This is a genomic window from Paenibacillus sp. Paensp111 (genome assembly GCF_059492195.1).
In genome coordinates, this window is record NZ_CP168527.1 from 2,173,470 (window position 1) to 2,199,134 (window position 25,665).

Here is a 25,665-nt window from a genome sequence, read left to right on the forward strand (position 1 = left end):
TAATAATACATGATGTTTTATAATGACTCAGTCCTAATACAATAAATCCAAATTAGAAGCAAGGAGCGATAACAAAATTGAGAAAAATACAGATGCTGATCATAGTCCTGCTGTGCTTCGTCATGACTTACTCGGGGATAAATGGGTTGGCTTATGCAGAGGACAGCACAAATTCAGCGAAGAAGACGATCGTGCTGGGAACAAGTGCTGATTTTCCTCCTTACGAGTTTCATAAAGTAATAGACGGTAAGGATCAAATAATTGGTTTTGATATTCAAATTGCCAAGCAGATTGCTGCGGATATGGGTGCAGAACTGAAGATAGAAGATATGAGCTTTGACAGCTTGCTGCCAGCTCTGACCAGCGGACGGGTAGACTTCCTGATCTCGGGAATGAATCCTACACCGGAACGTAAGAAAAGTATCGACTTCTCGAATGTGTATTACCGTGCCAATCAGGCCATTATGGTCCGTAAAGCAGATAAAGATAAATACAACACGATGGATACATTAAAAGGCGCCAAGATCGGAGTTCAGAAGTCTTCTCTTCAAGAGGAGATTGGCCAGAAGATTGAAGGGGCACAATTAACTTCACTTGATAAAATTTCCGATATCCTTATGCAGCTCCAGACCAATCGTGTGGATGCCGCTATCATTGAGGGACCCGTAGCCCAGGCTAATCTTACGGAAGATTTCGCAATTACGTCCGCAGTTCCGCAAGTAGAGGATTACGGTTATGCCATTGGGGTCAAGAAAGGTAACCCTGAGCTGTTAAATAGTATTAATAATACCCTTGACCATTTAATTAAAGATGGTAAGGTTCAGCAGTTCGTTGATGAGGCCAGCAGCCTGGTGAATGGCCAGCAGAAGTCGCAGGACACATTCTCGTTCTTCCTTAAGTACAAAGATTACTACATTGCGGGGATCAAATATACACTTCTGCTGTCTGTACTTGGAGTCATTTTCGGATTCATTATCGGACTATTCATCAGTCTGCTGCGTATGAACCGGATCGCGATTCTTCGCTGGATCGGTGTAGCTTACATTGAAGTGCTGCGCGGCACGCCGATGCTTGTTCAGCTCTTCATAATACACTACGGGCTTGCGTTGACATTTCATATTAACTTCACAGCGCTTGAATCGGGGATCATTACCTTATCGATCAACAGTTCAGCCTATCTAGCTGAAGTGTTTCGAGCCGGCATACAAGGAGTGGATAAAGGACAATCGGAAGCTGCGAGATCGCTTGGTATGTCAAACAGTCAGTCTTTCCGTTATATTATTATGCCACAAGCCGTTAAGAGTGTATTGCCAGCGATTGGTAACGAATTTATTACTATTATTAAAGAATCATCGATTGTTTCTTTCCTTGGGGTGGCTGATCTGATGTTCCAGGCTCAGGTGGTTCGCGGTATTTCTTTTGCGGGACTCAATCCGCTCCTTGTAGCGGCCGTGATCTATTTCATCATGACCTTTGGACTTTCTAAACTATTGGGTGTTCTGGAAAGGAAGCTGAGAACAAGTGATATCCATTAAAAATTTGCATAAATCATACGGAAAACTGGAAATTCTCAAAGGCATCGACGCTGAAATCGAGAAAGGTGAGGTTGTCGTAGTGATTGGGCCGAGTGGATCGGGTAAAAGTACCTTTCTGCGCTGCCTGAATCTGCTGGAACAGCCTACGGCTGGTGAAATCCGTTTTGAGGGTGAACTCGTCACAGACAAGAAGCATAATATTAATCTTACACGCGAGAAAATGGGTATGGTATTTCAACAGTTTAATCTGTTCCCCCACAAGACGGTGCTCCAGAATATCACTTTGGCACCGATGCAGGTGAAGAAGCTGGACCGGACTAAGGCAGAAGAGATTGCGCTTGACCTGCTTCGTACCGTGGGACTTGAGGATAAAAAGGATGCTTTCCCAGCCCAGTTGTCAGGCGGACAAAAACAGCGGATTGCCATTGCACGGGCGCTAGCTATGCAGCCGCATGTCATGCTGTTCGATGAACCCACATCGGCTCTGGATCCAGAGATGGTTGGTGAAGTGCTGGATGTAATGAAGAAGCTGGCTGAGAAGGGAATGACCATGGTCATTGTTACTCACGAAATGGGCTTCGCCAGAGAAGTCGGTGACCGGATTCTGTTCATGGACCAAGGCAAGATTATTGAACAAGGAACCCCAGAAATCGTTCTGGGCAACCCAACCCACCCGCGTACCCAAGATTTCTTGAGCAAAGTATTGTAAGCGGGACTGCATAAACCTAGACTCTATCCAAGTGGATAGAGTCTATTTGGTATTTCGACCCTTACGCTGAGGGGGAAATGAACAACTGAACGGAGGATTAAATCGTTGACAGTAATAAACTGCATATTTTATAATACTTATAATACATAGTGGTATTATTGGTTTTATCGTAAAAAAAGCTACATATTATAGCGTTAAGGGAGTGTGTTTTAATGGCTAATATTCAAACCTTCAGAGCAGCTGCACATTTACAAGACGGCGTACAAGTTAAAGTAACTTCAAGAAACTTCGAGTTAACTATTGATGAACCTAAGAGCCTGGGAGGTACCGATACGGGTATGAATCCAGTCGAAGCTCTTCTTGGCTCACTAGGCGCTTGCCAATCGATCGTTGCCAGAGTATATGCTTCCAAATTTGGTGTGAAGCTCGATGACTTTCGGGTCGAGGTTGAAGGTGAACTGGATCTCGATGGATTTTTCGACAAATCCGATGTACGTCCAGGTTACTCCGATATACGGTATACATTCCGAATTAAGACCGATTCACCGAAGGAAAAGGTTGACGAATTCATTCATTTCCTAGAGAGCAAGTGCCCTGTTGGAGATACGATTGCCAATCCGGTCAACTTGAAATTAGAAAGTATCATTATAGAAAATTAAAATGAGATGCATAAGTAAGTAACATAAGCATAGAAAAGCACTTCCATTACATAAATGGAAGAGCTTTTTCGGTGGTAAACCCACTAAACTTTCGTTAACCCCGCTTAAATTCTCGTTTAGAATTTTTCAGGGAACTGTTTGATAATACCCTCGGTCAGGATATCGGCTAAATGGATCATATGGATCTCATTTTTGTCGGTTGCAGCAATGTCCGCTTTCCAATCTCCTTTGAGACAGTCGAGGACGATCTCGGTGATCAGCTGAAGGTGTGTATACAGCATTTCCTGCAGCTCTTTGAACTGCCAGTTCGGATTCGCTGTGCTTAGAAATTTGGCGATATCATCAGCATTATGGTGCCATTCCGCCTCAAGCTTCTTCACATCGGACTGATTACCTGCCTTAGCTGCCGCTACAATTTTACCCGCGATAAGAATATGTTCTCTAAGAAGATCAGCCAGCTTATTGCCGGCGGCTTCCCCGTAGAAGGGTTTGATCAAATCCCCAATATCCTGCTGGTTTTGTAAAAGCCGGTTTAATACATCTTGCTGATCAGGTCGATTTGATATGGCGCTGACAATATAGCTTCTTGTCCATATCGTGTGGTCGATCCAGACTTTCTGCAAGTCGGTTTTCAATTTAACCATATTTGGACTTAGGCAGGCCGAACTCTTCTCCTGAGCCGTTTCAGCTTGTGCTGATACCATAGCAGGTGAACTGCTAATTAAGAGTGCCAAGATTATCGGAAGTACCAGTGACCATTTGTTTTTCACATTGATCTGCTCCTCTGTACGTATATTGCAAAAGGCTGTCTTATTATGGCTAAATTTTCTGATATTATACAGATCTACGTTACCTATCTATATATACCTTGTAATGATTTGGATGTTTCATAAAGTGATTTCCAGCAATTGCTTGATTAATTGGTTACAAAATTGTGATATATTCGAATTGCCGAAACTTGCAACTTGAAGTGCGGGGGATGATTTATGGATAGCTATCTGCTGAATTGCGGGTAGGTCTTCCTTGGGGTGAAGCGCAGGAATTTATGACAGCGCCGGGTTGTATCCTCAATCCGAATCCGACAGCTAACTCCGCAGGCATGATTAAAAGGAGGATTATAGTATGTCATCTAAGAATTTAACATCGAACAAGAAAGCTCACAAACTGTCACTAGCCGCGAAAACGATTACAGCCGTGCTTGGCATGGCCGCTTTCCTTCACATGACACCCGTCCATGCTGATTCCGTACATACCGCAGTAGAGGGAGACACGTATTACACGCTTTCCAAGAAATACGGCATCTCTATCCAAAACCTCATGACTGCGAATCCGAAGATCAGTCCTGCCAATATCTATGCCGGCCTGACGATTAAGCTGCCAACCAGCCTGAAGGCTGCAAGTGTAAAAGGTAGCCTGATCGTGAAGAAAGCAGATCCGCTGGCCACACTGAAAGTGTTCACTTCGAACAAAGTGGTCGAAGCTTGGGGGAAATCTTTTAATTATTCGAAGACCATTAGTGTTGTCGCCACAGCATACTCATCTGATCCGAGCGAGAATGGATGGGGGCCGGTCGATTACTACGGCAAGCCTCTTGCACTGGGCACAATAGCTGTAGATCCGAAAGTCATTCCAATGGGCACCAAGGTGCTGGTGACAGGTCATAGTCATGCCGGTCTTCCTAAGAAGGCCTTTGTCGCGACAGCTACAGATCAAGGCAGTGCGATTAAAGGGAAGCGGATTGATATTTTCATCCCTGGCAGTCAAGCCAAAGTGAACACATTTGGATTCCAGAACGTTAAGCTTTACGTCATTAAATAATCTTCGTTGAACAGTGAGAGGGAAGGCTCCTACGTAAAGGGGCCTTTCCTCTTTTGCTTATTTAGATCCTTTTATATGTAGAAGTTCGCTCAGATCTACAAAGGTGTACCCCCGGTTTCTTAATGTTCTAATGATTTCAGGCAGAGCTTTAATGGTACCCGTGAGATTTGCACCGACTCCACCCCCGGCATGCTGAAGAATAATAGATCCGGGACCCGCAGCGCTCAAAATATTATGGCTAACCTGTGCCTGGTTTAAACCCTTCCAATCTTTTGAATCCACATTCCAATTAATTACCTTGTAGCCGCTATTTTTCGCCCATCTGAGCTGTTGCTCATTAATCTCTCCATAAGGTGGGCGTATGAATTTGGGACGGAAGCCTGTCAGAGTATTAATAATATTCTCAGTTCGAAGAATTTGGTCTTTGAAATAAGCAAGGTTCCGATTCTTGAATAGGGGATGGTTATAAGAGTGGTTACCGATCAGATGCCCCTCTCGGTAGATACGCTTAACTAACCCAGGATGCTTCTCAGCCCGCTGGCCCACCACGAAAAAAGTGGCCTTGACATGGTATTTAGCAAGAATATCGAGCACCTCCGGCGTGAACCGTGGGTCCGGAACATCATCAAAAGTAAGTGCGATTTGCTTCACCTTGGGTCCCCGGAATTTAAAGGTCTCGGCATATTTACGCCTTAGTTCGCCAAGCGTTAACGATTCATGTCTTGATGCAGCTTTGCTTGTGGAGCTCTGCTCCTCAGGGGACTGAGTTATCTTGCCTGCAAAAGCAGCCTTTGTAATCGGCAGCATGATTAGGACAAGCAGCACAAATACGAGTGCATATTTGTTACGCATCAAGATCTCTCTCCTTTTACAGGGCATATTACTCGTTGTTATTTCCTTGCTGAGGCTGTTTTATCCAGAGTTCGCCTGCGATGTGAGTAATATCACGGCGGCGGTATGGGAAAAAAGGCATCGTAATGTTCAGGGGGGAGTAAGCGATGGCTGAAATTTTGTCTAATATCCAGGTCTCACCTGGTGTGTATCGTATGAAGATAGCAGGAAGCTATAAGGGCCGAATCGGACAGTTCTATATGCTTAGAGGTTCGAGACTGGATCCTTTACTTTCTAGACCACTTAGTATATTTGATCTCAAGGAGCATTACATAGAATTCCTGTATCAAGTTGTCGGTGAGGGAACTCACTTATTCGCTGGGTTGAAGCGGGGAGACTCACTAAATCTGGTTGGTCCGCTCGGGAACGGATTCCCGGAGGTAGAAGGTAGAACGGCGCTTGTTGGGGGGGGGATAGGAATTGCACCGCTTTATTATGCTGCAAGACAATTGAGAGATGCAGATATTTACCTGGGCTTCCGGGAAGAAGCCTATTTGGTTCAGGAATTCAATTCAATCAGCAGCAGGGTATGGACTAGGGTTGGGGGGAGTATTCTGGATGATGTTGACTTTGCTGCTTATGATCACGTCTTTATGTGCGGACCTACTGGCATGATGAAGGCGGCCAAGCAGCAGCAGGACGATCAGGGTTATACCGGCAATCTCTATGTATCCGTAGAGAACAAGATGGCCTGCGGGATCGGAGCTTGTCTTGTATGCAGCGTCAAAGGACCGGAAGGAACAAGAAGAGCGTGCGTAGAAGGTCCAGTATTTCTAGCAAAGGAAGTGGACTTACATGATTAATTTATCAGGAAGCATCGCCGGTGTTCACTTCAAGAATCCGCTGGTAATGGCATCCGGAACCTTTGGATTCGGCAAAGAGTATGCGTCATATTACGATATATCAATTCTGGGCGGGATCGCAGGGAAAGGGCTAACGCTTAATCCCAAATTAGGAAATAAGGGACTTCGTGTCTTCGAGACCCCATCTGGCATGCTGAATAGTGTGGGCCTAGAGAATCCGGGTATCCGGCATTTTCTCGAGCATGAAGCTGTTTACTGGGAAGGCCTGGATCTGGCGAGAATCGTGAATCTGGGCGGAGACCATATTGGTGAATACATTGAAGGGGCATTGCTCATCAATCAGGATGCACGTCTTCGGGAGGCCAAAGGTCATAAAGCTGTGGATATCATAGAGCTGAACATCTCGTGTCCTAATGTCAAAGAGGGCGGGATTGCCTACGGGATTAAGACCGAGAAAGCCCGGGAAGTAGTGCGTGAAGTCAGGGCCGTCACTTCCCTTCCATTAATCATTAAGCTCTCTCCTAACGCGGAAGATTTGATATCGATGGCTGAGATGTGCGAGGAGGAAGGCGCTGACGGGGTTACGCTGATCAATACCCTATCGGCCATGAAGATTGACGTATATAAGCGCAAAAGCGTATTTAACAATTTATATGCCGGACTCTCAGGCCCAGCTGTGAAGCCGATTGCCTTAAGAATGGTGCACCAGGTTGCCAGAAGGATCAATATACCGGTTATTGGAGTTGGCGGAATAACAAGCGCCATGGACGTCATTGAGTTTATTATGGCAGGTGCCTCTCTGGTACAGGTCGGAACTTATAACTTCGTTAATATACATGCAGGAGAAGAACTACTCAGCGGCATTACAGACTTTATGCAAAAAGAAGGCATTCAGACGTTGGAAGAAATCAGGGGCATCATTTAATGAATGATGTACGTCTGGAATACCGTGAAATAGGACCCGACATCCTATTAATTATCACTGGGGGAGATGCACATATAGGTGCTGTATCAACCGCCTATGCTTCCCCGGAATCTTCGGTAGAGGTTCGTACTTCGTCGGTTCCCGGTCATAAGGAGTATTTGCTTAGCGAAGACTTTGCTCTTCGGGCATGTAAGCGGCTGAGCCGGACAGTAACGGTAGTGATGGGTATCCACTATGACAATTTGTATTCAGAGCAGATTGAACACGTGTGTCAGCTTGCAGAAAAGGCGTTCACAAATTTTTTGCAAATGGAGGCTCCTCCAAGGTATGATATGAACAGGATACAATAATTGGGATGGCTGGCAAGAAAATTTCAAGAAAATTGAAACGTTCTGCCACCAACCTGCGTAATTCATATCATAAAACATATTTATTCCTGGGAGGAAATTAACCATGTCTATTTTCAAAAGATTGCGTGATCTAACGATGTCTAACATTAACTCTCTTATCGATAAAGCCGAAGATCCAATCAAGCTGACTGATCAATACATTCGTGATATGCAGGAAGATCTTGAAGATGCCGAGAAGTCCGTTGCGGCCCAAATCGCAATCGAGAAGAAATTCAAGCAGCTCTATGAAGAGCAGGAAGCACTGGCTGCAAAACGTAATGAGCAGGCTCACGCGGCTGCGCAAGCGCAGAACGTTGACCTTGCCCGCCGTGCACTTGAGGAGAAGAAGGCTGCTGAAGTAAAGCTTGCTGAGTACAAGACCAGCTATGACAGCAACAAAGCGGCAGCAGACAATCTTCGTGACAAGCTGGAACAAATGCGCAAGCAGCTCACAGAGATGAAGAATAAGCGCGAGACCCTGGTAGCTCGTTATAACGCAGCCAAGGCTCAGAACGAAATTAACAAATCATTGTCTGGACTTAACTCGGATACTGCATCAGCCGGTTTGAAGCGTATGGAAGAGAAGATGCTCCAAATGGAAGCCCAGGCTGAAGCAAGCAACGAGATAAGCAGCAAAGGTAAATCCCTTGACGAAGAGTTCGCAGAACTTAATAAGGATAAAGCGGTAGAAGATGAGCTGGCGGCCCTGCTCAAGCAGTACGAGAAATAATAATCTGCGATATGCATGTAAGGGAAGGAGAGACAATTAATTGTTTCTCCTTTGCTTATGAATAGCAAGATTTGGGTAACTGCACATGAATCAGAAGGAGCCAGATGTCATGAATGTAATGAAGAGAATTGGCAGATTATTTGCCAAGCCCGAACCGCCTGCTCGTGAGAAGAGTATGCTGGATCTTAATCCTGGAGATATTTGCGAGGTATCTCTAGTCACCTACGAGGTCGTGGGAAGTGTTCGTAACTTTGGAAGAAATGCTGCGATGTTATCATTGCGGGATGGGAACGACATTCGTTATTTACACATTGAAGAACGTGAAATTTTGCAGTATGCTTTATACGATATGATAGACGGGCGTCTCGATAATCCTAATGAAGTGCCAACAACTATTGATTTGGATGATAGATCCTACCATCTTGAGGAAGAATATGCCGGTAACGTAATCATTAAGGGCAAAACTCCTTTTCGCCAAGGCGGAGAACAGCATGTATGGCAATTCCAGTCTGATGATTATCGCCTGTTAAGGATCGAATGGCAGGATGGAAGATTCATGCTTTATGAAGGAGATAAGACGATCTCCGGTGATGTAAAAGTCATCCGTGCCTCTTAGGAGTGATATTTGTGAAGAAAGGGTCTTCTTTATATGTTAAGTTAGCTCTGATTCTCAGCTTGCTTGTCTCGTTATTAGCAGGCTGCGGTTCACCTAATGTAAAGGAGAATTACCCGCTAGAATCGGTGAATCGAAGTGGGAACTCAACCTCGTATGTGTATAGGGCAGCCGGAGAGAAAGTTCCTGAGGTAGCAGCTGATCTAATTGCTGAACATAAGCCTGATCAGAAGTCGCCGGATAATGAGGATCATATGTTCCTGGTGTATGATAAGGAATATTATCATCTCCAGAAGGATCCAAATAAGCCCGAAGACACCCTGATTGAAGTGGATTCCGAAGAATATGTTCGAAGCAACTATGATTCAAGCTTCCTTCAAGGCTACCTTGCGGCTTCGCTAATTGGAAGTTTATTCGATTCTTTTGGTGGACATGGCTCCTACCGGGGATACTCAAGCAAGGATACTTATAAGCCTAGGCAGGACTATCATGCTCCTACGAAGGATGACAAGAAGGCCGCACCGCCACTGACTGTGGAGAAGAAAGGTTCTATTACCAGACGCGGAGGTTCAGGATCAAGCAGTGGAAGCTACAGCGGAGACAGTAGTTCTGGTTCTAGCAAGGGCAGCATCACGCGGAATAGGGATGGGGGAAGCTCGGATTCAGGTTCCTATTCATCACCGAAGAAGTCGATTACGAAGCCCAAGACCCGCTCCGGTTCTGGAGGCATTACTAGGAGACGGAGATAACGGAGAGTAGTAATTTAACACAAGTATACATGGGAGCATGCACATAGCTGCATGCTTTTTATGTTAATATAATTTGCAAATAGTCTTGAATCAGCGATAACATATATACATATTAAGAATCGTAGCCTAGGAGGGTTCACATATGGAGCAATCCAATTCATCATACAAGCAGCACAGGAATGCTATTCAGGTTCATGAAGCACAGGCGATTATTCAGTCCCATGTACATCGTGGAGCGTGTGAGCATATTGATTTGGCCGAGGCCAAGGGTCGCTACCTAGCTGAAGATATTAGGGCACCACATCCCTATCCGCATTTTCGCCGCTCAGGAATGGATGGATATGCAATTATAAGCAAGGATACGGCCGGTAGTTCATCAGAGAATCCGGTATGGCTGGAGGTCGTGGACGAGATTCCTGCAGGATCGCTACCCTCGGTAGCCCTTGTACCTGGTACGGTCTCAAGGATTATGACAGGGGCCAAGGTTCCGGATGAAGCTGACGCTGTAATCATGTTCGAAATGACAGAGACACTTGTTAATCAAGGCAGAACGACAATTCAGATTAAACGGGAAATTGAGGCGGGCAAGAATGTGACCCCAGTGGGACTGGAACTCCAAGAAGGGGATTTGATTCTTGAGCAAGGAACCCTCTTATCAACAGGTGAGATTTCCGTCCTTGCTACCTTCGGGGTTCATCAGGTTAGTGTCTACAAGCGGCCAACGGTTGCGATTTTCTCAACGGGTTCCGAGCTGCTTGGGGTAGAGGAAGCCATTCAGGACGGCAAGATACGCAATAGTAATACCTACATGCTGGCTAGCCAAGTTAAGGATGCAGGAGGAGAGCCTATCATACTTGATGCGATTCAAGATGATCTTCAAATCGCCAAGCAGCGAGTAGAAGAGGCGTTCCAGTATTATGATATCGTGGTGACTACTGGTGGAGTGTCTGTAGGGGATTTTGATATCATGGCAGATTTGGTGCGCGGCGATGAAGTTACGATGCTGTTCAATAAGGTAACTATGCGACCGGGTAGTGTTACGACGGCTGCAGTGAAGGAAGGAAAGCTTCTATTTGCACTTTCAGGGAACCCAGGAGCCTGCTTTGTAGGCTTTGAGTTATTCGTCAGACCGGCGCTCGGCTATATGCAGGGCAGCAGCCAGCCTTATCTTACTGAGTTAACTGCTGTTCTGGGGAGATCCTATGAAAAAATCAACAATTTTACGCGTTTTGTCCGTGGAAGTCTAAGGATAGAAGACGCTCAGCTTGTAGCCACACCCGCAAGTCTCGATGAATCCAATGTGATGATAACGATTAAGGACAGTGATTGTCTTATTGTAATACCACCTTCCTCCGGGGTGCTTAAAGCAGGGGACAAGGTGAAGGCATTAAGACTTCCGGGAAGCCAGTTATGAGTTCAATCTCTAGCCCGGTATACCAGATCGCAGGATATAAGAATACGGGGAAGACGCATTTGGTATCGAGATTGGTTGCCTATTTTGCAGCCGAAGGTATGCGTGTAGCTGTAATTAAGCATGATCTTCATGGATTTGAGATGGATAAGGAAGGGACTGACACTTACCAGCATCGTGCAGCAGGGGCAGCGGCGGTAGCCATTACCTCACCTGATCGCACAGCAATTTTGGAGGAAAAGGGAACCTTATTGTCAGATCTTATTGTTCGTCTTGCTGAGTATGATCTCGTTCTGGTCGAAGGGTTCAAATACGAGAAATATCCCAAACTGGTTATTTTGCGTGAGCGAGAAGACTTGGCTCTTCTTCAAGAGCTTACGAACCTGAAGGGAGTAGTAATTTGGCCTGATTTAGTCAAAATATTGGAGGAGTCTCAGCCTGATGTAAGCCTGCCGGGCAACTTACAAAGCTTCGATATTAACGATACTTCCCGAATCGCATCAGCTATTTCTATAGAACTCTCCTTGTAAAAAAAGAAAACCCAGGAGTGCTTGGCTCTATCGCCTTACACTTCTGAGCGTCTTTCAATCGCATCGGACATGGTTTTGTCGGTGAGATGGGTATAGACTTCCGTGGTTTCCGTTGAGGCATGTCCAAGCTGCTCCTTGGTTTTGTAGATATCATTCTGTAGATAATAATCGGTAGCAAAGGAGTGGCGAAGCTTGTGCACCGTTAAATAAGGCTTACCAAAACGGCTGGCGTACTTAATAATCATCGCCTGTATAGCTCGTTTGGTCATTCTTTTGCCTTCCTGGTGACCGTTTGGCAGGGCAACGAACAAAGCTTTCTCACGCTTTGGTGTCCGGTAACGAGTACTTCGAATAGCTAGATAATCGTTCAGCTCGTCTTTGCTTTGTTCCCGGAAATAAACGGGAGTCTTAAAAGTCTCATCATTGTTACCTTTGCGGTATACATAAAGCAACTTGTTCGCCGGATCAATATCATCAATGTTAAGGTTAACAACCTCGGATACACGAAGTCCAGAATTCAGAATTAGACTTGCAATACAGGCATCTCTTTCTTTATTTAGACCATAGTTATACAAAGCTTGTTTGTTATTCTCAATGTCTGTGCCGTAGCCTTCGAGTATATAACCGATGAACTCCAGCAGTTCATCTTCTTCGAGAATTTTCCCTTTAAGCTTGGCTGCTGTATCTTTGGGCTTGTGGATCCGCTTGATCTCGACTTTGGCCATGATATTGCGTTTCAATAGAGGGTAGAAATCTTCGTCTTCAGCAATTTGGCTCAAATAATGAAAGAGAGAGCGCAGCGATGACATTTTGCGGGATACGGTAACTTTAGAGTTATTGCCTTCCAGTCGGGTTGTTAAATGCAGTCGATAGCCCACAATGTTGTCCATCCTGAGCACTTCAAGTTCATGAAGCGTTACTGCTGCATTATTCTCAGCGGCGGACAAACCTTCACCTCGAAGCCAGCCGAAGAACTGCTCATAATCCCGGATATATTCCAGCAGTGTTGAAGGAGATAGATCCGGCAGCTTATAGTCAATGAACTGCTGTACGAACCACGGCATATGTATTACTCGCTCATCAAGCTTTTTACGGTCGGAAATCTTCTGAATGTTCATATCAATAAGCCCCTTTCTCCAAGTAGTACCGGCGATCAATCATTATTATTGTAACATACTCCAGTTCGGTGAGAGAAAGCGTGGTTTCAATTATTCACATGGAGGCAAGAGGGATGAGCATTATTGTAGAAGAAGCGGGTCAGCATACCAAAGAGATTTTTGCAAATCTGATGCAGTTCTATATCTATGAATTTAGCAGTTATCTTGAATTTGATGTGGATGAGAACACAGGGTTATTCGCTCAATACCCGGAATACGATAAATACTGGAACCAGGATGGAGAGCATATTCCGTATTTCATTAAGAGCGGCAGAAATATCGCCGGCTTCGCCATGGTTCAAGTGCTTAGCGGGCGCAGGAATGCAGATTACTACATGACAGAGTTCTTCATAATGAAGAAGTATCGAAAGCAGGGGATTGGAAAAGAGTCAGCGAGTCAGCTATTTCATAAATACAGAGGAAGATGGCTGGTCTCACAGATTAGCTCCAATCTTCCAGCACAATTGTTCTGGCGCAAAACGATCGGACAATACACCCAAGGGAACTACGAGGAAGAGAGCAGCTTGAATCATCGTCAGATTTCTCAGCGCTTTAGTTCACTTTTCTAGCTAGCAACGCGAATTTTTAAGATTCAAAAGCAAAATGTAGACACCCACCTGTTCAAGACAGAGTGGGTTTTTTAGTTTGAATTTAAGTAATTTTTAAACAAGGAGGTATGCTCAATTTAAGTATAAAAGATTAAAATTCTTGCATAAGGAAAGGAGGAAAGACGCTTAGTAGATACAATTGATGATATTTACATCATATGAAAAATTCACACTAGAAAATGACAGATACGGAGGAAACGATGAGATTATTCGAATTCATTCTGCTAATTAGCTGTTTGGCACAACTGCAATATCTAGTCTTTTTCAAGAAGAAGTCTAAGAAAGCGGGCATTCTATTGTCATTTATAGCCCTTGCGGCTGTGATCCTGCAGCTCAGCATGGAAGGCTACCGCTGGCAGATGCTGCTGATGTATTTAACAGCTTGTATGTTCATTGTGACCAGCTTGCTGCAAAACACAAATCATAATTATAGATCGAGGGCGCGAAAGCTGCTTGCCTATATCCTATACTTCATTTCTCTTATAGGCATTACGATCTCAGGTTTGTTATCCGTGTATTTACCGGTAGTCCAACTACCTAAGCCGGATGGGGATTATTCAGTCGGCACGCGGACTTTTCATTGGATTGACCGGGATAGAAATGAGGAGTTCACCGTAAATCCTTCGGATAAAAGAGAGCTTATGGTACAGATTTGGTATCCAGCTGCTCATCAAACCGGGGGTAAAACAGGTTCGGTGTTCCCTAAGGAGAAGAGTGCTTTCGATCAATATATTCAGGCCTACGCTTCGCAACTGCGAATTCCCAGTATGTTTTTGGACTATTGGAAGTTTTATAAGAGCAATTCCTATGAGAACTTAACTATTCTGCCTGCGAAGAAGGCATATCCCATAATCATTATTTCGCATGGGGAGGGAACTGGGCGAATACTTCATACCTCCCAAGCTGAATACCTTGCAAGTCACGGATATCTTGTTGCAGCAATCGATCATACCTACAGTACAATAGCTACGGCTTTTCCAGATGGGAAAGTAACCGGGATAGCACCAGAAGCAATGGCGATTGAGAAAGATATTTATTCTAGCGGCAAAAGAGTGGGCAAAGTGTGGTATGAGGATATTAATTATGTAATCCATAAGTTGGAGCAGCTGAATTCGGGTAAGGAGAATGCCGAATTTAAAGGAATGCTGGATATGGATCATATTGGACTAATCGGACATTCCTTCGGCGGGGCAACGGCTTTCCATGCCGTTCAGTTCAATCCAAAAATTAAAGCCGGAGTTAATATGGACGGGACACTCTATGATCTCAGTCTGCCAAAAGACAAGATAAAACCCTTCATGTTCCTGCGAGCTGAAGATTTTAACACATGGACAACACGTTATAGAGAGGGTTCCATTACAGATACCAATCTGAAACAAATGATCTCATCCGAACTGCAGGTCATGAAAAGAGTCCTTCGCAGCGGGGGACATGTAATGTATATCGAAGGAACAGCCCACTATAACTTTACGGATTTTCAGCTATATTCGAAGCTTATCAAGCTAACCGGAATGACAGGTAATATTGAAGGCAGTAGAAGTGCAAAGATCATTAATGAGTATGTGTTGGATTTTATGAACCAGCAGCTAAAGGGAGAGGGTGGAGATCTAGTGAGCAGCCCTAACAAATCATACCCCGAGGTGAAGTTTTGGAATAGGTATCAAGTTAATTAATGAGTAGAACCGTTTGTTTGTAATTCCAAATTCATCATATGAAAAATTCATAATAGTAATTCACAAAATGTCTAGAGTTCATACCTTACGTTATCATCCATACCACGTACCTAAATAAACAACTTAATGACAAAAGGAATCTTATTAACATATTAAATATTATGTAAACTAATCAACCAATAGTCTCACAAGCATTTAATTTGAATCGACATTTGTTTCATAATAAAAATTATGTAAACTAGTTGAGTGTTGGTACCTCCGCTTGACTTGATGGTAACTCAATATGGGATAATAAGACTGTAGATATGTGCATCCAAATGAGAGAGGATTGAAGGATATGGAATACGTGAAACTGGGTAATACTGGCTTGGACGTATCCAGGCTTTGTCTAGGCTGCATGAGCTTCGGCGATGTGAGCAAATGGACGCATCCCTGGATTCTCGACGAGGAACGCAGTCGCCCAATTATCAAAAGAGCTCTTGATCTTGGTATTAATTTTTTCGATACGGCTAATGTGTATTCGACGGGGGCTAGCGAGGAAATCGTAGGCAGGGCTCTGAAAGATTACGCGAACCGGGATGAGGTCGTCATCGCAACAAAGGTGTATTTTCGCATGAAGGAAGGACCCAATGGCGCCGGCCTTTCACGCAAGGCCATCTTGAGTGAAATCGACAATAGTCTTAAACGCCTTGGGACCGATTATGTTGATCTGTACCAGATACATCGCTGGGATTATAACACGCCGATCGAAGAAACCATGGAAGCATTGCATGATGTGGTTAAGGCTGGGAAAGCAAGATACATAGGCGCTTCTGCTATGTTCGCCTGGCAGTTCCTCAAAGCGCTCCATGTTGCGGATCATCATGGTTGGACCCGGTTCGTGTCCATGCAGAATCATTACAACCTTCAGTACCGTGAAGAGGAACGGGAGATGCTCCCGCTCTGTAAAGAAGAGAAGATCGGTGTAATTCCGTACAGCCCATTGGCATCCGGAAGACTGCTGCGTGATTTCGGGGATACGACACCAAGGTCTGAAACTGATCAGGCACAGAAATCGAAATATGACGCGATGATGACGGCCGACCGACCGATTGCCGATAGGGTTGCGGCGATTGCGGCGCAGCACGGTGTTCCCCGGGTTCAAATTGCCTTGGCCTGGATGTTACAAAAGGAGGTCATAACCTCACCGATCCTAGGTGTGACCAGTATGACCCAACTCGAAGAAGCGGTGCCGGCACTGTCCATCAAACTGACAGCAGAAGAAATCGCGTTGCTTGAAGAGCCTTATGTGCCACATCCCGTCGTCGGCGCTTTGATATCGAGTTCATAAGCAGAAGATGGTTCAATATTGATCAGAGGTTCCGTATAAATTACGGAGCCTATTTTTCGTTCAACTGGAATGGCTGAAATTCTGCCCATGTGGGTGCTGGATAAGCCTTCTTGGACCCTAACTATCCTAAATGAATAGCTTTCTATCAAAAACAGCGTATAATATATGTTATACGCTATTTCGCTTAGAATGAATTATAGTAAATGCTAACGGGGATTAATGCTATCTATGATGTCAATCTTCAATCATACTTAGTCCATAATTCTAAGGCGGTACGCAGTCCGCTATGTTAAAATGAAATACCGGTATGGAAGGAGCGAATCTTCTTGCACGACTCTAGTGAGGAATTATATAGTGAAGAGCTTGAAGCTTTTCATATTTGGATGAAAGACGCAGGCTACACCAGCTACACGCAGAAATCTTATCTTAGTGATGTGCATGAATTCCTTGGCACTTTAAAGGGCAAACCTTTGGGTACGGTCAAAAAATTTCATGTGGTCTCATTTTTATCTGCAGTACGTGAGAGAGGTGTTAGTGACTCAACCCGGAACCGCAAGCATGCTTCGGTCAATTGTTTTTTCAAAGCTTTGATTGAGCTAGAGCTGTATAATGACAACCCGGCAGCCGGAATAAAGAAATCTAAGATGGACAAGAACCGCGCGCCTGTTTTTTTGGATGAGGTTGATCTGAGCCGGTTCCTGCAATCTGTAGATGGCAAGCATCGACTGCGCAATATGGCCGTATTCCTGCTAATGTCCTATATGGGACTTCGGGTAGGAGAGGTGCACGCGCTGAATCTGGCTGATTTTAATCCGGAACGAAAGCTGCTTAGTGTATATGGTAAGGGGCGCAAGTGGCGGTCCATACCAGTTCCCGAGGCGGTTAATGAAATGCTTCAGCAAGCGATTGAGGAGCGGCTAAAACCCTGGAGGTCAAAAGAAACAGCGATGTTCATATCTCAGAAAGGAAGAAGGCTGTCCATTCGCTGTATACAGCAAATTGCAGCCGATACTTTCGAGAGATTTCAGCAAGAAGTACCTCCAGATCGCAGGGCCGCGTATTCAAGCCATAAGCTAAGGCATTCATTCGCCACAATGCTGCTGCGTAAAGGCGCAGATCTAAGAACGGTACAGGAACTGCTAGGACATTCCTCAATCCAGACCACGACCATATATACTCATATCACCAGTCGTGAGAAAGAGGAGGCCGTGGGAAGGCTAGAGATACAAATTCCAAAGTTTAATTAACATAATATTTGTTATGTAAACTTATTATTTTATCTACTACTATATACATGCAAAGGGGTCTATTCATGCAATTCTCTATTCAATTTTTGTCCTTCTTCGTTATTCAAGTGGAAGGGAGTGAATCACAGGGCACCCGGTCATATAAGCATTATCAGACCTTGGATGGATATGAATATATTGATAGTGAAATCAAGAAATTCCTGGACGGTGAGTTCACCCGCATTGCCAAACGTAAAGTTGAGAAGAATCCGTCTGCCGAGCAGGCACCCACAAAGATCGGAACTTTTATCGTTGAGCCAGGGCATGAGCTCGATAGCAACCCTAATTTCAATTTGTTCACTCGCCTGAGAGCTGCTGATGAGAAAGAGGATTTCAAGAATGCCTGTGATGACCTAATGCGCAGTTACCTGGATACCAGTGCAGTCAGAGGGGGAGCAATGATCATTGTACAGGCTGAGCTGGCTACCCACTCGGATACACCCATTATCTTTCTGCTCAAGTGTGATTTCGAGCAGAAGATCGCCCGGATCTCAGATGAGAAAAGCCTTGTTAACCAGGTAGAAATGGCCATAAGCGCCCGCAACATGAAATCGATTCAATATCCCTATATGCCCGAGGAGGGGATGTTCGAGGAATGGGAGCTTAAGATTCATCAATCCTCGCACGCTCGTTACTTTGAAGATTTCTTGAAATTTGTGACCTACGAGCAGTCCATTCCCGAGATCGTGAATGATCACGTGATGAATTTTGTTCAAGACTACGTGGAAACCAAGTGGCCGGATGAGACGCATGAGGAACGTCAGCATGTAGAGAGAGAACTGGAATTTTGGGCAGCTAGCGAGAAGCGAGATATTCAGGAGAAATGGGAACCGGAAGCCGTGGTCGAGGCAGCAGAGAGAATTATTGAAATTAAACCCGAAATCGAACTCAAATTCCGTATCGGAGATACCATGGTGCGTGGACGTCTTGCTGATTTCGGTGACAAAATACACATTGCAAAAGTGAATGGCAGATATGCCGTGATCTTAGAAGGAGACTCTTTTGTGTTCGATAAGGGGTTCTCTCCTGTCGAGCTGCTGCAGCCTGAATCCTTTGAAGTGGTAGCTGAGCGAATCCTGCAGAAGAAGGATGAGAGTACCGAAGAATACCCATTTTAATGGTAAATATTACGACTCAAATCGGGTAATTAACAACATTAAGTAATATTGTTAATCTTATTAACTAATTGTCTTAAACCCTTATATATCAAGGATTTGAATGTTCTCAAGAAAAATTTTCCCTGAAAAAGTTGACTAATAACTTCCAGCCTGCATATAATAACTTCAACCTTTCAAATCATCGGCATTGAAAAGGAGCAGGACTCGAATAATTATGCTGCAGAGAGTGGAGAGCATGCTGAGATCTCCACCATAATTCCGAATCCGACTCGCCTTGGAGCTGCTGTTCCCAAATGGATGAACCCACTAAGAACAGCCGATTTGCACCCGTTAACGTGCGAAAGCTAAGATTAGATTAGCTTTCATGAGGCAGTGCACCATAACCGGTCACTGTAAACATGGGTGGTACCACGGAAGATAACCCCTTTCGTCCCTGATCGCATTATCATATGCGAGGGATGAAAGGGGTTTGTTTATTTTCTAATACAGAATAATGCAATGACAAGGAGCAGGCATACGGGCACTTAAGTCCAGAGAGCGATGAGATTGCTGAGATCATCGTCTTAACCCCAAAGCCAACTCGCCTTGGAGCAGTTCCTCTGAACCCTGCCTGATTATGCAGGTTAGGATGAACCGGTTCGCACCCGTTATTGTGCCAGGTCATAGTTCAAGCTGTGATCTACTGAGACTGCAGAGCGTAGCGCTTTGCAGTGAATCAGGGTGGTACCGCGGAGGAAAAATCTCTCTCGCCCCTGTTGCACAAGCTGCAGCAGGAGTGAGGGAGTTTTTTTATACAAAAATAATGAAAAGGTGGAATGATGATGCGTAAAATCTATGTACTGGACACTACACTGAGGGACGGAGAGCAATCGCCAGGAGTCAGCTTAACTTCTCAGGAAAAGGTGGAGATCGCACTACAGCTTCAGCGTCTTGGGATTGACCGTATTGAGGCTGGATTCCCCATTACTTCAAGGGGAGAAGTCACGAGTGTTCAGGAAGTAGCCAAGGTCATTACCAATGCTACGGTCGTAGCCTTCTCCAGATCCAGAGAGCAGGATATCGATGCTGCAAGAGAAGCTTTGAGAGATGCTGTGGATCCATGTCTGCATCTGTTCCTGGCCACTTCTCCTATACACCGGGAGTACAAACTCCGCATGAATAAGAGTAAGGTGCTTGATACTCTCGAGGCAGCAATCCGGTATGGCCGGAAGTATTTTGATAAGCTGGAATTCTCAGCAGAGGATGCAAGCCGGACGGAGATTGATTTTCTCTGTGAAGTCACAGAGCGTGCCATTAAGGCTGGAGCAACGGTAGTGAATCTGCCTGATACGGTAGGATTCGCTACTCCGGAGCAGTTTGGGCGTATTTTCAAGACCGTGAAGGAGAGGGTCAAGGGGATAGAGCGTATTCAGCTCAGCACGCACTGTCATGATGATTTGGGCATGGCAACGGCCAATACACTGGCTGCGATTGAGGGTGGTGTAGACCAAATAGAAGGGACCATTAACGGAATTGGCGAACGTGCCGGTAATACAGCAATTGAAGAAGTGGCTCTGGCTCTGGAGACGCGGGGTGACAGCTATGGAGGAGCCAAAACTTCGCTTGTCCTTAGTGAAATCTACCGGACCAGCAGGCTTGTCAGCAAGCTGACGGGGATGACCGTACCCGGGAACAAGGCGATAGTCGGCGCCAATGCCTTTGCGCACGAATCAGGCATTCATCAAGACGGTATGCTGAAGAACCGTGCTACTTACGAGATCATTAGCCCTGAGACCATTGGGATCAGTGCAAGCAAACTGGTCCTCGGCAAGCATTCCGGAAGACATGCTTTTAAAGAACGACTGGTTGACCTTGGCTATTCATTGGATGAGGAAGGTCTAAATATTGCTTTTGCCAAATTTAAAGATCTGGCAGACCGCAAGAAGGAAGTACTCACTGAAGATATCCGGGCGATCATGGATGAGAATATGACCGAAGGTCCGGTTCCTTATAAGCTGGATAACATCCAGGTATCCTACGGTAATCATACGCTGCCAACCGCTGCTGTCCGAATAATTAAAGAAGATGGCAGCAGTGTGGAGGAAGCATCCATAGGCAACGGTTCAGTTGATGCTGTATACCGAGCGATTGATAAGGCGACCGGACTGACCACCCAGCTTGAGGATTACAAGATTCACTCCGTAACCCAAGGGACTGACGCACTAGGTGAAGTTCATGTTGTACTTCAAATGGAAGATAGGTCAGCGACAGGAAGAGGGGTAAGTACTGACATCATCGAGGCCAGTGCCAAAGCATATTTGGATGCCTTGAACAGGCTTGCTGCCCGCAGCAGGGATCCGGAGCGGGAAGGGAACATCTCGATTCAGTCTTAACTTAGTACTTAACGGATGCAGATGAAGCATAGTGTAGGAGAAGACATAATTATAACTTTGGGCGAAGCAACGGATCAGGCTATTACGCTTGGATAAAAAAAACAGACGGACGCATCATGCGTTCCGTCTGTTGCCCTGTTAAAGCTCTAGCTTCTCAATCTCGGATTTGAGCTTGTTCGCGGAAGCGCGAAGCTGCTCCAGTTCCTGGTCGTTAAGGTTGAGATCAAGGATCTCTCTAACGCCAGAGCGATCTACGACGCTTGGTACTCCCAGATATACATCGGAGATTCCTTTATAATCGGTAAGCAATGTAGATACGTTCAGAACAGAACCTTCATCTTGAAGAATGGATACAACAATTCGGTCCAATGCAAGCGCTATTGCATAAGATGTAGAGCCTTTAGCGTTAATAATCTCATACGCCGCATTCTTGGTACGGGAGAAGATATCTTCACGTTCTTGTTCTTCGAATTCCAGACCCACACCGGCAACGTTCGCAAGGCTCCACAGCGGCAGTTCAGAATCGCCATGCTCACCAACAATATGCGCATGGATACTGCGCGGATTAATTCCTTTATTCTGACCGATCAAATAGCGGAAGCGTGCACTGTCAAGCAGTGTTCCTGAACCGATAACCCGGTTGGTAGGAAAGCCGCTTTTTTTCCAGGACACATAGGTGAGAATATCAACCGGATTGGTTGCAACGAGAATAATCCCATGATCGTTATACTTCACAATGTTCTGAATAATGCTGTCGAAAATGCCTGCATTACGCTTGAGCAGGTCAATCCGGGTCTCACCCGGACGCTGGGATGCTCCAGCCGCAATAATTACAATGTCAGCATCAGCACAGTCACTGTAATCTCCAGCCCATAATTTAACCCCACCTGTGAAAGGCAGCCCATGATTCATATCAAGTGCTTCGCCGAGTGCCTTCTCATGATTGGCATCAATCAATACGAGCTCCGATACACGTTCTCTTAGTAGTAAGGTGTACGCGGTAGTAGAGCCAACCGCGCCGGTTCCAATAATTACAACTCTGCTGGAACTCATTTTGGATGTTGTCATTAAATCATCTCCTCAGGTAAAGGTATTTGCTAAGAAATTGTATTAACAATAAAGCTCTCCCCATTTATACCCAGAAAAAGAGGCTTTTACAACTTCTCAGGTTAACAAGAGTCTAACTTATGTATAGGAAAATGCTGTTAACCTAGCTCTATTGTACACGGAAACTTCAATAATATTAAGTTAAATAACATAATAATTATTATGTCAACTATACAAGTTGAAATGTAACAGATTAGGAGATTGTAACCATAGGTGTAACCTTTCTGTAAGATTCCCCCGAACTATTTATATTATTCTTATATTATAAAATAGAGAGGATAACGGTGAATTTTGTCATGGAGCGGAGTAATGAAACACGGATTGAGCGAGCACAACTAGTCAAGAAAAGAAGAAGACGTCTTATTCTCACGATTAATTTGGTTCTAATCAGTGCCATCGCCATTACAGCAGTATTTTCCTTAAAGATTAGACAGGAGCAGTCAGACTCAGCACTACCTAAGCTGTCTGCCCCAAATCCGAATCAGCCTAAGTCTATTAACCCGGCAGATGGGCCGAAACAGGTTACGAAGCAGGACCAGCAACTGCAAAATAAGCCAGAGAAAGACCAGCAGCTTACTACCGCGCAAGGTGAAACGTCGGCCGGCAAGGACCCTAATGCTGCCGCAGTCAACTCAGCTGATAATCAGCAAAAAACAAAAGTTGTCTATTTAACCTTTGATGATGGCCCTAACCAATATACAGATCAGATTCTGAATATTCTAAGCAAGAATGATATCCACGCCACTTTTTTCATGATAGGTTCACAGCTTAAGGATAATAAGTCTTCTGTCGAGCGATTGATCCATGAAGGACATTATGCCGGTCTACATAGTATGAGTCACAGTTATAGCAAGCTTTATAAAAGTGGTGGATCTGATCATTTCATTCAAGAGTTCAAGCAGGAACAGGCTTTGCTGTATAAGCTGACAGGGGTAAAGTCCTATCTAATCAGGGCTCCGTACGGCAGTGCTCCACAGATCGGCTATAATTTCCGTACAGCTATTTATGAGGCCGGATTTAAGATGTGGGATTGGACGGTTGATTCGAAGGACTGGGACTATAATGGAATGCCTAGCAAGGTGGTCGGACAGGTGAAACGCCAGATTCACCGGAAGCAGGAAGTCATTCTTTTACACGAGAAAAAACAGACTGTCCAGGCACTCCCGCAAATTATTGCCTATTTGCAGCATCAAGGCTACTCTTTCGCCGTATATAAGCCGGATCATCATGTCGTAGTTAACTTCGGGAAAGACTCCCGCTTGTAGTTGCTTAAAGTCATTATGATATAATATAGTTTATTAGTTATTTAACACTTCTTAGAGGAGGGGATTGTTCTTTGACCTCATGGCGTTCTATTACCTTGATTGTTCTAGTAATGGGTGTATTATTAACAGCCTGTTCTTCAGATAAACCGAACGAAGCTTCAGTCCCTGCACAGGATGAAATCCAAGACACTGGACAGACCATTACAGTAATTCAGCAGAATTCTACCAACAAAATTAATGATAAAGCAGAGCCTGCGAGTAAAGAAAAGTTCCAAATCCAGACGAGACTATCTGATTTCCAGTTGATCTCGGATACCACAGGAATCGCATGGGGATCAACGCGTAACGAGCTGCGGCTGTATCTGACCCAAGATAACGGAAAGGTATGGAAGAATATCTCGCCTTCCACTTCGGTCCAGTTCCAGATGAACCCTCAATATGGTAAGGATATATTCTTCATCGACTCTCTTACCGGCTGGGTTGTCCGCAATTCACAAGGGTCAGCCGAGACCGTTGTTCTAAGGACTGTGGATGGAGGAGCAAATTGGAAGCTGGCGTCGCTGCCTCAGCCGGCCAAATCTGCAGCCATTTTCTTCTTGTCCAAAGATGTAGGCTGGATAATCACAGAAGATGATCAGAACTCCGTTAATATGCATAAGACCCTTTACCGTACGAAAGACGGAGGGGTGAATTGGGAGAAAATTATGGACAATTCGGCCAGCGTCGAAATGAGAGGCGCCACTCCATCTCCTGCCATTGGTTCGTTAACAGGTATGGTATTCACGGACAATCAGCACGGATATGCAACCTCCTTATTGCTAGGTGAACCCCATTTGCATATGACAACAGATGGGGGACTTACCTGGAAGGAGAACAAGAACTTCTTCAATCTGGATAAATACCAGGCATGTGAACAGTTCACCAGCAGCGCTCCGGCTTTCTTCGGTGGAGGCGCACAAGAGGGATGGATCTCGGTAGGCTGTACCCGGAAAGATCAGACAAAATTTAACGCTTACTATACAGTTGATGCCGGGAACACATGGAAATTCGTATCTTTTCCAATAGGCTGGCAATCCGGCGTGAACCAGTTGTTATCCCCAACTTTCTTAAATAGCAAGGAGGGATGGGCTCTACAGTCTGGTAAGGTATTTCATACCATCACCCAAGGGAGCAAGTGGGAGGAATTGCCTGAAAGTCCTGTACTGAAGCAGACCATGAATACGTATCCGGAAGTGGTTAAGTTCCAGTTCTATTCTTCAAAAGTAGGCTGGCTGCTCGTCCAGAACAGTGAGCTTAAGCGTTCATTATTGCTTCAGACCCAAGATGGAGGGATTCACTGGCACGTGCTTTGAACAAGCCGTGTCTTTTTTTTTCATTATTGTCCATTACATGGACATATGGAATACAATTTTCGCTCAACCACGCATATATATGAGTAGTGCAAAGGGATTGCTTTCTTTGGTGTACATGGGAAGGGGGCAGTAAATGATGCAAACTGGCTTTGAGGTGCTCGACACGGCTGGATCCATCTTTCCAATATTCTTTATAATTATCATTTCAGTTCTTCTAGTCTCTGTGGCCGGATCGATATTCCGATGGTTTAGCAATAATAAGCAGCCAGTCTTGAGTGTCCATTCGGTTATCAGCAGCAAGAGAACAGCTGTCTCACATCATCATGACGCAAATTCAGCAGCTCATCATTCCAGTACTACTTATTATTTGACCTTTGAAGTAGAGAGTGGAGACCGGCTTGAATTCAAGGTAAGCGGAGAGGAATTCGGTCTATCCGCAGAAGGCGATGAAGGGATGCTTACCTTGCAGGGCAGCCGTTATCTTGGATTCGAGCGACACGGCCGAGCCCATACAGACACTTTAATGGAACGCAGAAACGCAAGAAGACATTCGCATATGTAAGGCATTTACGTCTTGACCACCGTCCTCTACTAGAGGAAGGTGGTCTTTTACTTTTACCACAGAGAGACAGGCA

At 44.9% G+C, this 25,665-nt stretch carries 25 protein-coding genes and 1 riboswitch; of the genes, 21 read left to right on the forward strand and 4 right to left on the reverse strand.

Annotated elements, in window-relative coordinates; all coding sequences use genetic code 11:
* Positions 1 to 92: 92 nt before the first annotated feature.
* From ACEN86_RS10080 to ACEN86_RS10090, 3 genes are all read left to right on the forward strand, one after another.
* Positions 93 to 1,535, forward strand: a complete 1,443-nt coding sequence (locus ACEN86_RS10080) for an ABC transporter substrate-binding protein/permease (protein ID WP_495634269.1) — start codon at positions 93 to 95, stop codon at positions 1,533 to 1,535.
* A complete protein-coding gene (locus ACEN86_RS10085) occupies positions 1,522 to 2,244 on the forward strand; it encodes an amino acid ABC transporter ATP-binding protein (protein WP_495634137.1) in 723 nt (240 codons plus the stop codon). The genes ACEN86_RS10080 and ACEN86_RS10085 overlap by 14 nt, the downstream gene beginning before the upstream one ends.
* A 212-nt stretch (positions 2,245 to 2,456) precedes the next feature.
* Entirely contained in the window at positions 2,457 to 2,903 is a 447-nt protein-coding gene (locus ACEN86_RS10090) for an OsmC family protein (RefSeq protein ID WP_495634138.1), read from the forward strand.
* 116 nt (positions 2,904 to 3,019) lie between these two features.
* Here ACEN86_RS10090 and ACEN86_RS10095 read toward each other — a convergent pair whose 3' ends face one another.
* Complete coding sequence (locus tag ACEN86_RS10095) at positions 3,020 to 3,673, reverse strand: glycosyltransferase (protein ID WP_495634139.1); 654 nt, start codon at positions 3,671 to 3,673, stop codon at positions 3,020 to 3,022.
* Between the two features lie 169 nt (positions 3,674 to 3,842).
* Positions 3,843 to 4,018: riboswitch (cyclic di-AMP (ydaO/yuaA leader) on the forward strand.
* A gap of 7 nt (positions 4,019 to 4,025) precedes the next feature.
* Here ACEN86_RS10095 and ACEN86_RS10100 point away from each other — a divergent pair.
* Positions 4,026 to 4,721, forward strand: coding sequence for a 3D domain-containing protein (locus ACEN86_RS10100; protein WP_495634140.1), 696 nt, complete (start codon positions 4,026 to 4,028; stop codon positions 4,719 to 4,721).
* 57 nt (positions 4,722 to 4,778) lie between these two features.
* Here the strand turns inward: ACEN86_RS10100 and ACEN86_RS10105 are convergent, their stop codons facing one another.
* Complete coding sequence (locus ACEN86_RS10105; RefSeq protein WP_495634141.1) at positions 4,779 to 5,573, reverse strand: polysaccharide deacetylase family protein; 795 nt, start codon at positions 5,571 to 5,573, stop codon at positions 4,779 to 4,781.
* A 146-nt stretch (positions 5,574 to 5,719) separates the two neighbouring features.
* On the opposite strand from ACEN86_RS10105, the gene ACEN86_RS10110 reads away from it, so the two are divergent.
* The 8 genes from ACEN86_RS10110 to mobB all read left to right on the forward strand — a co-directional run bounded on the left by ACEN86_RS10110 (position 5,720) and on the right by mobB (position 11,762).
* Positions 5,720 to 6,415: a dihydroorotate dehydrogenase electron transfer subunit gene (locus ACEN86_RS10110; RefSeq protein WP_495634142.1), complete on the forward strand. Its 696-nt coding sequence runs from the start codon at positions 5,720 to 5,722 to the stop codon at positions 6,413 to 6,415.
* Positions 6,408 to 7,340, forward strand: a complete 933-nt coding sequence (locus tag ACEN86_RS10115; protein WP_495634143.1) for a dihydroorotate dehydrogenase — start codon at positions 6,408 to 6,410, stop codon at positions 7,338 to 7,340. Before ACEN86_RS10110 ends, ACEN86_RS10115 begins: the two co-directional genes overlap by 8 nt.
* A complete protein-coding gene (gene lpdD, locus ACEN86_RS10120) occupies positions 7,340 to 7,690 on the forward strand; it encodes a prenylated flavin chaperone LpdD (protein WP_495634144.1) in 351 nt (116 codons plus the stop codon). Before ACEN86_RS10115 ends, lpdD begins: the two co-directional genes overlap by 1 nt.
* Before the next feature lie 103 nt (positions 7,691 to 7,793).
* Positions 7,794 to 8,459 carry a PspA/IM30 family protein gene (locus ACEN86_RS10125; protein WP_495634145.1) on the forward strand — a complete coding sequence of 222 codons (666 nt, stop codon included), beginning with the start codon at positions 7,794 to 7,796 and terminating at the stop codon, positions 8,457 to 8,459.
* A gap of 109 nt (positions 8,460 to 8,568) precedes the next feature.
* A complete protein-coding gene (locus ACEN86_RS10130; RefSeq protein WP_495634146.1) occupies positions 8,569 to 9,075 on the forward strand; it encodes a DUF4178 domain-containing protein in 507 nt (168 codons plus the stop codon).
* 11 nt (positions 9,076 to 9,086) lie between these two features.
* Positions 9,087 to 9,821, forward strand: coding sequence for a DUF4247 domain-containing protein (locus tag ACEN86_RS10135; protein WP_495634147.1), 735 nt, complete (start codon positions 9,087 to 9,089; stop codon positions 9,819 to 9,821).
* A 142-nt stretch (positions 9,822 to 9,963) separates the two neighbouring features.
* On the forward strand, positions 9,964 to 11,235 hold the full coding sequence (locus ACEN86_RS10140; RefSeq protein ID WP_495634148.1) for a molybdopterin molybdotransferase MoeA: 1,272 nt from the start codon (positions 9,964 to 9,966) through the stop codon (positions 11,233 to 11,235).
* Positions 11,232 to 11,762, forward strand: coding sequence for a molybdopterin-guanine dinucleotide biosynthesis protein B (gene mobB, locus ACEN86_RS10145; RefSeq protein ID WP_495634149.1), 531 nt, complete (start codon positions 11,232 to 11,234; stop codon positions 11,760 to 11,762). The genes ACEN86_RS10140 and mobB overlap by 4 nt, the downstream gene beginning before the upstream one ends.
* A 35-nt stretch (positions 11,763 to 11,797) precedes the next feature.
* Here mobB and xerS read toward each other — a convergent pair whose 3' ends face one another.
* Complete coding sequence (gene xerS, locus ACEN86_RS10150) at positions 11,798 to 12,880, reverse strand: tyrosine recombinase XerS (protein ID WP_495634150.1); 1,083 nt, start codon at positions 12,878 to 12,880, stop codon at positions 11,798 to 11,800.
* Positions 12,881 to 12,993: 113 nt separating this feature from the next.
* Between xerS and ACEN86_RS10155 the strand changes: the two genes are divergently transcribed.
* The 6 genes from ACEN86_RS10155 (at position 12,994) to ACEN86_RS10180 (ending at position 21,306) form a co-directional block, all read left to right on the forward strand.
* Positions 12,994 to 13,488 carry a GNAT family N-acetyltransferase gene (locus ACEN86_RS10155; protein WP_495634151.1) on the forward strand — a complete coding sequence of 165 codons (495 nt, stop codon included), beginning with the start codon at positions 12,994 to 12,996 and terminating at the stop codon, positions 13,486 to 13,488.
* A 239-nt stretch (positions 13,489 to 13,727) separates the two neighbouring features.
* Positions 13,728 to 15,200, forward strand: coding sequence for an alpha/beta hydrolase family protein (locus ACEN86_RS10160; RefSeq protein ID WP_495634152.1), 1,473 nt, complete (start codon positions 13,728 to 13,730; stop codon positions 15,198 to 15,200).
* Between the two features lie 337 nt (positions 15,201 to 15,537).
* Entirely contained in the window at positions 15,538 to 16,530 is a 993-nt protein-coding gene (locus ACEN86_RS10165) for an aldo/keto reductase (RefSeq protein WP_495634153.1), read from the forward strand.
* A gap of 326 nt (positions 16,531 to 16,856) precedes the next feature.
* Positions 16,857 to 17,777: a tyrosine-type recombinase/integrase gene (locus tag ACEN86_RS10170; protein WP_495634154.1), complete on the forward strand. Its 921-nt coding sequence runs from the start codon at positions 16,857 to 16,859 to the stop codon at positions 17,775 to 17,777.
* A gap of 65 nt (positions 17,778 to 17,842) precedes the next feature.
* On the forward strand, positions 17,843 to 18,934 hold the full coding sequence (locus ACEN86_RS10175; protein ID WP_495634155.1) for a DUF3900 domain-containing protein: 1,092 nt from the start codon (positions 17,843 to 17,845) through the stop codon (positions 18,932 to 18,934).
* An 821-nt stretch (positions 18,935 to 19,755) separates the two neighbouring features.
* On the forward strand, positions 19,756 to 21,306 hold the full coding sequence (locus tag ACEN86_RS10180; protein ID WP_495634270.1) for a 2-isopropylmalate synthase: 1,551 nt from the start codon (positions 19,756 to 19,758) through the stop codon (positions 21,304 to 21,306).
* Positions 21,307 to 21,444: 138 nt separating this feature from the next.
* Here the strand turns inward: ACEN86_RS10180 and ACEN86_RS10185 are convergent, their stop codons facing one another.
* Positions 21,445 to 22,374, reverse strand: coding sequence for an L-lactate dehydrogenase (locus tag ACEN86_RS10185; RefSeq protein WP_495634156.1), 930 nt, complete (start codon positions 22,372 to 22,374; stop codon positions 21,445 to 21,447).
* Positions 22,375 to 22,697: 323 nt separating this feature from the next.
* On the opposite strand from ACEN86_RS10185, the gene ACEN86_RS10190 reads away from it, so the two are divergent.
* The 3 genes from ACEN86_RS10190 (at position 22,698) to ACEN86_RS10200 (ending at position 25,592) form a co-directional block, all read left to right on the forward strand.
* Positions 22,698 to 23,678, forward strand: a complete 981-nt coding sequence (locus ACEN86_RS10190) for a polysaccharide deacetylase family protein (RefSeq protein ID WP_495634157.1) — start codon at positions 22,698 to 22,700, stop codon at positions 23,676 to 23,678.
* Between the two features lie 71 nt (positions 23,679 to 23,749).
* Positions 23,750 to 25,030: a VPS10 domain-containing protein gene (locus ACEN86_RS10195; protein WP_495634158.1), complete on the forward strand. Its 1,281-nt coding sequence runs from the start codon at positions 23,750 to 23,752 to the stop codon at positions 25,028 to 25,030.
* A 133-nt stretch (positions 25,031 to 25,163) separates the two neighbouring features.
* The gene (locus tag ACEN86_RS10200; protein WP_495634159.1) at positions 25,164 to 25,592 is read left to right on the forward strand and encodes a DUF2500 domain-containing protein; all 429 of its coding nucleotides are present in this window, start codon (positions 25,164 to 25,166) and stop codon (positions 25,590 to 25,592) included.
* Positions 25,593 to 25,665 lie beyond the last annotated feature (73 nt).

Bases quoted from the DNA above. Each gene is read 5' to 3' on its own strand.
- ACEN86_RS10080 (WP_495634269.1), top strand. From the start codon at position 93: ATGCTGATCATAGTCCTGCTGTGCTTCGTCATGACTTACTCGGGGATA.
- ACEN86_RS10090 (WP_495634138.1), top strand. From the start codon at position 2,457: ATGGCTAATATTCAAACCTTCAGAGCAGCTGCACATTTACAAGACGGC.
- ACEN86_RS10100 (WP_495634140.1), top strand. From the start codon at position 4,026: ATGTCATCTAAGAATTTAACATCGAACAAGAAAGCTCACAAACTGTCA.
- ACEN86_RS10105 (WP_495634141.1), bottom strand. From the start codon at position 5,573: ATGCGTAACAAATATGCACTCGTATTTGTGCTGCTTGTCCTAATCATG.
- ACEN86_RS10110 (WP_495634142.1), top strand. From the start codon at position 5,720: ATGGCTGAAATTTTGTCTAATATCCAGGTCTCACCTGGTGTGTATCGT.
- ACEN86_RS10115 (WP_495634143.1), top strand. From the start codon at position 6,408: ATGATTAATTTATCAGGAAGCATCGCCGGTGTTCACTTCAAGAATCCG.
- lpdD (WP_495634144.1), top strand. From the start codon at position 7,340: ATGAATGATGTACGTCTGGAATACCGTGAAATAGGACCCGACATCCTA.
- ACEN86_RS10125 (WP_495634145.1), top strand. From the start codon at position 7,794: ATGTCTATTTTCAAAAGATTGCGTGATCTAACGATGTCTAACATTAAC.
- ACEN86_RS10130 (WP_495634146.1), top strand. From the start codon at position 8,569: ATGAATGTAATGAAGAGAATTGGCAGATTATTTGCCAAGCCCGAACCG.
- ACEN86_RS10140 (WP_495634148.1), top strand. From the start codon at position 9,964: ATGGAGCAATCCAATTCATCATACAAGCAGCACAGGAATGCTATTCAG.
- mobB (WP_495634149.1), top strand. From the start codon at position 11,232: ATGAGTTCAATCTCTAGCCCGGTATACCAGATCGCAGGATATAAGAAT.
- xerS (WP_495634150.1), bottom strand. From the start codon at position 12,880: ATGAACATTCAGAAGATTTCCGACCGTAAAAAGCTTGATGAGCGAGTA.
- ACEN86_RS10155 (WP_495634151.1), top strand. From the start codon at position 12,994: ATGAGCATTATTGTAGAAGAAGCGGGTCAGCATACCAAAGAGATTTTT.
- ACEN86_RS10160 (WP_495634152.1), top strand. From the start codon at position 13,728: ATGAGATTATTCGAATTCATTCTGCTAATTAGCTGTTTGGCACAACTG.
- ACEN86_RS10165 (WP_495634153.1), top strand. From the start codon at position 15,538: ATGGAATACGTGAAACTGGGTAATACTGGCTTGGACGTATCCAGGCTT.
- ACEN86_RS10175 (WP_495634155.1), top strand. From the start codon at position 17,843: ATGCAATTCTCTATTCAATTTTTGTCCTTCTTCGTTATTCAAGTGGAA.
- ACEN86_RS10180 (WP_495634270.1), top strand. From the start codon at position 19,756: ATGCGTAAAATCTATGTACTGGACACTACACTGAGGGACGGAGAGCAA.
- ACEN86_RS10185 (WP_495634156.1), bottom strand. From the start codon at position 22,374: ATGACAACATCCAAAATGAGTTCCAGCAGAGTTGTAATTATTGGAACC.
- ACEN86_RS10200 (WP_495634159.1), top strand. From the start codon at position 25,164: ATGATGCAAACTGGCTTTGAGGTGCTCGACACGGCTGGATCCATCTTT.